Source organism: Flavobacterium sp. RSP15, from assembly GCF_003968755.1.
Classification (GTDB): Bacteria; Bacteroidota; Bacteroidia; order Flavobacteriales; family Flavobacteriaceae; genus Flavobacterium.
On sequence record NZ_RYDL01000001.1, the window covers coordinates 524427 to 530924 of the forward strand.

Annotated in this window: 7 protein-coding genes and 1 rRNA gene; 3 read left to right on the plus strand and 5 right to left on the minus strand. The window is 35.9% G+C overall.

Translation table 11 applies throughout. The features are described from left to right. Nucleotides 1-68: 68 nt before the first annotated feature. Nucleotides 69-833 (minus strand): class I SAM-dependent DNA methyltransferase, encoded by a 765-nt coding sequence (locus tag EKM00_RS02330; protein WP_126452593.1) that lies wholly within the window; start codon nucleotides 831-833, stop codon nucleotides 69-71. A gap of 95 nt (nucleotides 834-928) precedes the next feature. On the opposite strand from EKM00_RS02330, the gene EKM00_RS02335 reads away from it, so the two are divergent. After that, nucleotides 929-2104, plus strand: a complete 1176-nt coding sequence (locus EKM00_RS02335) for a THUMP domain-containing class I SAM-dependent RNA methyltransferase (protein ID WP_126452595.1) — start codon at nucleotides 929-931, stop codon at nucleotides 2102-2104. Nucleotides 2105-2160: 56 nt separating this feature from the next. Further along, complete coding sequence (locus EKM00_RS02340) at nucleotides 2161-2397, plus strand: hypothetical protein (protein ID WP_126452597.1); 237 nt, start codon at nucleotides 2161-2163, stop codon at nucleotides 2395-2397. 99 nt (nucleotides 2398-2496) lie between these two features. Here the strand turns inward: EKM00_RS02340 and EKM00_RS02345 are convergent, their stop codons facing one another. The 3 genes from EKM00_RS02345 to rlmD all read right to left on the minus strand — a co-directional run bounded on the left by EKM00_RS02345 (nucleotide 2497) and on the right by rlmD (nucleotide 5302). Further along, nucleotides 2497-3318, minus strand: coding sequence for a DUF6048 family protein (locus tag EKM00_RS02345; RefSeq protein WP_126515090.1), 822 nt, complete (start codon nucleotides 3316-3318; stop codon nucleotides 2497-2499). Beyond that, nucleotides 3290-3805: a DUF6452 family protein gene (locus tag EKM00_RS02350; RefSeq protein ID WP_126515091.1), complete on the minus strand. Its 516-nt coding sequence runs from the start codon at nucleotides 3803-3805 to the stop codon at nucleotides 3290-3292. Before EKM00_RS02350 ends, EKM00_RS02345 begins: the two co-directional genes overlap by 29 nt. An 81-nt stretch (nucleotides 3806-3886) precedes the next feature. After that, nucleotides 3887-5302 carry a 23S rRNA (uracil(1939)-C(5))-methyltransferase RlmD gene (rlmD, locus tag EKM00_RS02355; RefSeq protein WP_126515092.1) on the minus strand — a complete coding sequence of 472 codons (1416 nt, stop codon included), beginning with the start codon at nucleotides 5300-5302 and terminating at the stop codon, nucleotides 3887-3889. Nucleotides 5303-5497: 195 nt separating this feature from the next. Between rlmD and EKM00_RS15045 the strand changes: the two genes are divergently transcribed. Next, the gene (locus EKM00_RS15045) at nucleotides 5498-5803 is read left to right on the plus strand and encodes a transposase (RefSeq protein WP_255416274.1); all 306 of its coding nucleotides are present in this window, start codon (nucleotides 5498-5500) and stop codon (nucleotides 5801-5803) included. A 349-nt stretch (nucleotides 5804-6152) separates the two neighbouring features. Here EKM00_RS15045 and rrf read toward each other — a convergent pair. Then, nucleotides 6153-6262 (minus strand): 5S ribosomal RNA (gene rrf / locus EKM00_RS02365). Nucleotides 6263-6498: the final 236 nt, after the last annotated feature.

A 6498-nucleotide genomic window follows, 5' to 3' on the forward strand; every position in this document is an offset into this window, starting at 1 on the left:
TTGTTGATCTGCTTCCCGGTTTATTTTTTTGATTAACCTTATAAACGATTAACCAATTAACCCAACAACTATTTGAAAATCATAATAAGGCGTTCGCTATCGGTCTTGTGGAATTTTTTTAATTTATAATCCCCAAATATATCTAACAAATAAATTCCGGCCTCTTCCATTAATACCTCAAAATCTTTTAAGTATAATGCTTTAACTTTTTCGGTAAAGTGAAACTTTTGTCCTTTGTCTTCAAATTTAATTTCTTTATACAAATATCCTTCTTTCAGATAACGGTTCATGTGAAAATCGATTCCTTCGACCGTTTTAGTTTCTTCGGGAACCAGTGTTTCGATAACTTGGGTGACGTTCATAAAGTCAATCACAGCAAATCCATATTCCGATAGGCTTTCTTTGATTGCGATTAGCGTAGTCAGGTTATCTTGGTCATTTTCGAAATAACCAAAACTGGTAAATAAATTGAAAATGGCATCGTATTTTTCGTCAAAAGGTTCCCGCATATCATGTACTTTGAAATGAAGGGTTTCATTTGCATTTTTAGTAGCTTCGGCAATGCTGTTTTCTGATAAATCCGCACCCAAAACCGTAAAACCTAATTGATTCAAATAAATAGAGTGTCTGCCTTTGCCACAGGCTAAATCCAATACATTAGCTTTTTCAGGCAAGTTGAGATAATGTGTCAAATTATCCATGAAAATCTGTGCTTCTCTATAGTTTCGGTCTTTGTACAGGATGTGATAATATGGAGTGTCAAACCAGGAAGTATACCAGTTTTCAGTTGATTTCAGTTGGTTTTCAGTTGGCGGATTTTGTGCTGCAGACATTTATTCTTTTTCAATTAATTCGATTGATGCAAATTTAGTGTATTTTTGCCGAATATAACGATAACAATTTCCCCTTTGAGGGGTAAAGGGCGCAAATGGAAAATAATTATAAAATGATTGCCAAAACCTTTTTTGGTTTTGAAGAAATATTAGCAAAAGAATTGCAAATCCTTGGTGCACAAAACGTAGAGCAAGGTGTGAGAATGGTAAGTTTTAAAGGCGATAAAGGGTTCATGTACAAAGCGAATTTATCTTTGCGGACGGCTTTGAAAATCCTAAAGCCAATTTATTTTTTCAAGGCTAATAATGAACAGGCTTTATACAAAGGAATTTCGGGAGTCAATTGGTCTAAATTGATTGGTGCTAATCAGACTTTTGTGATTGATACCACCGTGCATTCAGAATATTTTAACCACACGGAATTTGTTTCTCAAAAATGTAAAGATGCAATTGTAGATCAGTTCAGAGAGAGAACTGGGCAACGACCTAGCATTGATAAAGTACATCCTGATTTGAGAATCAATATTCATATTGATAAAGACCAGGTTTCAGTAGCACTGGATACATCCGGTAATCCGTTGAACCAACGTGGATATAGAACTGCTACCAATATTGCTCCTATAAACGAGGTTTTGGCTGCAGGAATTCTACTGCTTTCTGGTTGGGACGGTCAAACGGATTTTTTAGATCCAATGTGTGGTTCCGGAACATTTCTGGCTGAAGCAGCAATGATTGCCTGTAATATTCCGGCAAATATCAACCGTAAGGAATTTGCTTTCGAAAAATGGAACGATTGGGACAATGATTTGTTTGATAGTATTTCAGACAGTTTATTAAAACGCGTTAGGGAGTTTCATTACACCATAAAAGGCTATGATAAAGCACCAAGTGCCGTTCAAAAAGCCAAAGACAATATCAAGAACACCAATCTGGAGGAGTATATTTCTATTGACGAACAAAACTTTTTTGATACCGAGAAGTCTTCCGAAGGGAAACTTCATATTGTTTTCAATCCGCCGTATGATGAGCGATTGGATATTCACATGGAAGAATTCTATAAAAACATTGGCGATACTTTAAAGAAAAACTATCCTGGTACGAATGCTTGGATGATTACAGCAAACTTGGAAGCTTTGAAATATGTAGGGCTAAAACCTTCCAGAAAAATTAAACTTTTCAATGCCGGCTTAGAAGCCCGTTTGGTAAAATACGAAATGTATGAAGGCAGTAAAAGAACAAAGTTTCAGGTAACAACTGATACTGCTGAATAAACTAGTATTCTGTTTTTACTTTCGACCTTTGAATTAAAAATTTTAAAACTTAAAAAATGACTAAATTACAAATACGAGCATTCTTATATCAATTGGGATGTTTTGCAATCTTATTTATTTCTGCGAGATATGTAGTAGAACATTACACGAATTTAACCGGATTCTGGATTCCGTTAACCGCATTTGTCATAGGAACACTTTTATCACCAAAATTCCATGCGATAAAAACCAAAGACGGAGAGAAATTATTCATGAAGTGGATTTTGATGAAAGGAATTAAGGAAATAGGATAGCGCTTAGAAATCTTAATATATTCTACTTTAAAATAGTGACCGCTAAATCTCTAATTCTTATAAAACTAAAAATTAGCGAATTAGCGGTTATTTTTTTATCTACTTTTTTGGGACTGCAAAAGATAATACTTTTTTCTTATAAATAGGAACAAAATACGTCACCGTATAATTGAATCCTACGCCAAAACTGCCATCATAAGTTCTGTTGAATCCAGGAATATATAAGTTGGAGAAATTTTCCGGTTCTTTATTGGTTACTAATCGGTTCAATCGAAGGCTGAATCCCATAAATACGTTGTCAAATACTTTAGCTTTTATTCCAGCCACCACTTCAATCCAGCTGGCGGATAGTCCACTGAACTTTTTGCCGGATACAATTTCCGGGACTTCACCAAAATAAGGGTTTGCATTGTAGATGCGATAGCTGTTTAATTCCTGATTAAATGTGCTAAAACCGTAGCGCATTCCTATAGAAATCACATTTTCCATATCCAGCCAGTTTTCATAAGCATTATAATCAAAACCGGCTTTTATGTAGGAACCTTTGGTGGTAAAATTGACGCGATCATCAGCTGTAGTTTTGTTTTCATTACCAATTTCGGCCGCTAAAAAATATTTTTTAGTCAACCTATAGTCGGCTACAAATTCAATTCCCTTATAATTTTGGTCGTATAAAGCTCGCGTTAGTTTGAATAAATCAACTCCTACACGTATCCCATAGCGATCTGTTTTTATGGGAATCGAATCGTTATTTTTTGGATACGTATTGATTCCAACCCGCTGCAATGGAGTTTTGGGAATGATTTCATCTGTTTGGGTAGTTTTCGTGCTATCTTTCACAGGTGTTTTCTCTTGCGCTTGCATCAAAGTCAACGACAACAGGAGACCAAAACTAAAAAAAGATCTTAATGTGTATTTCATTTTCATTTTCGATGTTACTTCTTTCAACCGATATAAATTGTATCCATTTTTGATTTGCCGTTGTTGCATCAGTATGTGTATATGGATTTGTTGGATCCAATGTGAATATTGTTTTGTAGCCACAGGCTCTGGAGACAAAAAGTTCCTGTGTAGTATACTTAAATTGTATATTATCTTCATCAACCAATGCTGAATTAGGATTTCCAGAGTTCAGCGTAAAACTATAACTGGTGCTAGTTTTGGCTGTTTTCAATGGAATCGAAATCTTATTTGCACTTGTAGTTTGGAGACCATTAAAAACAATTCCATCCGTCATTCCTTCACCAACTACTTTTAGATTTGTTACATTTTTTAGAACAGAAGGATTTGAAAAATCATAAAACTCTATCACTAATCTTGGTGTAGTTTGGGTATTTGCATCACAAATATCATCTTTCTCACAACTGGAGAAAGCGAAAACGAAAAACAATAACAATGTTTTTTTCATATAATACTATTCAGTGTTCAGTGTGCCGTTTTTAGTGTTCCGTAATTTAAGTTCTGAATACTAAAAACTGCAAACTGACCACTATTTTCTTCTTTCTAAAAGTACAACATTCTCTACATGATGTGTTTGCGGAAACATATCCACAGGACGTACCCGGGTCACTTTGTATTTCTCATCCATCAACGCCAAATCACGCGCTTGTGTTGCCGAATTACAACTGACATAAACTACTTTATCAGGCGCAATCTTCATGATTTGTTCAATTACGTCTTTATGCATTCCGTCTCTTGGCGGATCAGTAATAATCACATCAGGATGTCCATTTTGTGCTATAAAACTATCGTTGAAAACCACTTTCATATCACCTACAAAGAACTCACAATTAGTAATTTCATTGCGTTCCGCATTTAATTTAGCATCTTTAATCGCTTCAGGAACACTTTCAACTCCAATAACTTTTTTGGCATCCTTAGATACAAACTGTGCAATTGTTCCAGTTCCGGTGTATAAATCGTACACGATTTCGTTTCCGGTAAGTCCGGCAAAATCGCGCGTTATTTTATACAATTCGTACGCTTGATCAGAATTAGTTTGATAAAAAGATTTGGCGTTAATACTGAATTTCAATCCTTCCATTTCTTCCAAGATGTAATCTCTTCCTTTGTATAATTTTATATCCGTATCGTATAAAGTATCGTTGGCTTTATTATTGATAACGTATTGCAGCGAAGTGATTTGCGGAAATTTCTCGTAAAGATGATCCAGAAGTAATTCTCTGTTGGTTCTATCGTTTTCGAAAAACTGGATTAAAACCATGATTTCACCTGTAGATGCGGTTCGCAACATTAGCGTTCTAAGCAAACCTTCGTGCGCTCTTGGATTAAAAAAAGTCAGTCCATGCGCATTGGCAAAGTCTCTTACTTCGTTTCTAATGGCATTCGATGGATCTTCTTGCAAATGACATTTATTGATGTCCAGAATTTTATCCCACATTTTCGGAATGTGAAAACCAAGTGCGTTTCTATTTCCTAGATCTTCGGTGCTGCCAATTTCCGCTTCGGTCAACCAACGGCTGTTCGAAAATGAAAATTCCATTTTGTTTCTGTAAAAAAATTGTTTTTCCGAACCAAGAATTGACTCAAATTCAGGAAGTTCTATCTTTCCAATGCGTTGCAAATGATTTTTCACTTCGTTTTGTTTGTAATGCAATTGTTGGCTGTATTTCATATTCTGCCATTTACAACCACCACAAACACCAAAATGCTCGCAAATAGGTGCAACACGATGCTCCGAATATTCATGAAAATGAACTGCTTTTCCCTCGTAATACGCCTTGCGCTTCTTAAAAGTTTGCACATCAACCACGTCACCCGGAACCACATTCGGGATAAAAACTACTTTACCATCGGGAGCCTTTGCTACCGATACGCCTTTTGCACCAGCATCAAGGACTTTTATTTGATGAAAGACAACTTTGTCTGTATTTTTCTTTACCATAGCGCAAAAATAAGCGTTTGATTGGTTTTATAAATTCAAATTAGCAACTATTTTTAATAAGAAGTGTTTTTTATTGGCGTAACATTCTGTTTTAGACAATAACTTCATTTTTTTGCGCTTATTACTGTTGATTAAGATAAATTTTGGGTTCTCTTTTTCATAATTTAAAATTAAGGCTTTTATTCTTAACTTTTTATGCGGGTAAAGTTAGCAAGTACAATATTCAATATTACCCTCAAATTAATACTGTGCATTATAAGCATCTATTTCCTTACTAACTCCAAAAGTGCCACTAGTTACACTACTACTCATATCAATATCATAATCATCTCAAGATCAATAATGAATCACTACCAAACAATATTAAACTATTTTGATAATAGAAGCACAAATTCATCAGCTAAGTCATTCAATGCTAAAATAAAAGCGTTTAGATCTCAATTCAGAGCGGTTAGAAATATAGAATTCTTCCTTTTTAGACTAACAAATATTTATGCTTAATTTTTATCGCTCCACAGGTTTTAGGATTGATCCCCCAGCTCGTCTTACAATTCTTTACCATTGTACTTATACTTGTATTAATCTCCTTTAAGACAGATACATATTTAAATTTAGATAGGTCCTATCGGAATAGGGGTTTTCAAAGACCCGAGGCTTTAGCCGAACGGGCGGAAGCAAAGGCGACGAACCGAGCCCGCATGGCGAACACGTGGTATCTATAAATAAAAGAACCCCAGTCTTTTCAGACTGGGGTTCCAATAAAGAAAGGCGACGAACCGAGCCCGCTGGCGAACACGTGGTATCTATAAACAAAAGAACCCCAGTCTTTTCAGACTGGGGTTCCAATAAAGAAAGGCGACGACATACTCTCCCACATAACTGCAGTACCATCTGCGCAGGCGGGCTTAACTACTCTGTTCGGGATGGGAAGAGGTGAGCCCCGCCGCAATAACCACCTTAAGGTTGCTAGTCTAAAGTCCGATGTCTTAAAGTCTAAAGTTTCCTTTGGACTTGTGACTTTCGTCTTTGGACTGTCCGCGCGGCGGACAAATATCTTAACATACTGAGATAAAGAAATATAATTTGTATTTAGAAAGTTTCTTCCTGCCGATTGCTCGGCAGGAAAAGCGTACATAAGCTTACGGGTTATTAGTACTACTCGACTATGACATTACTGCCTTTACATCTATAGCCTA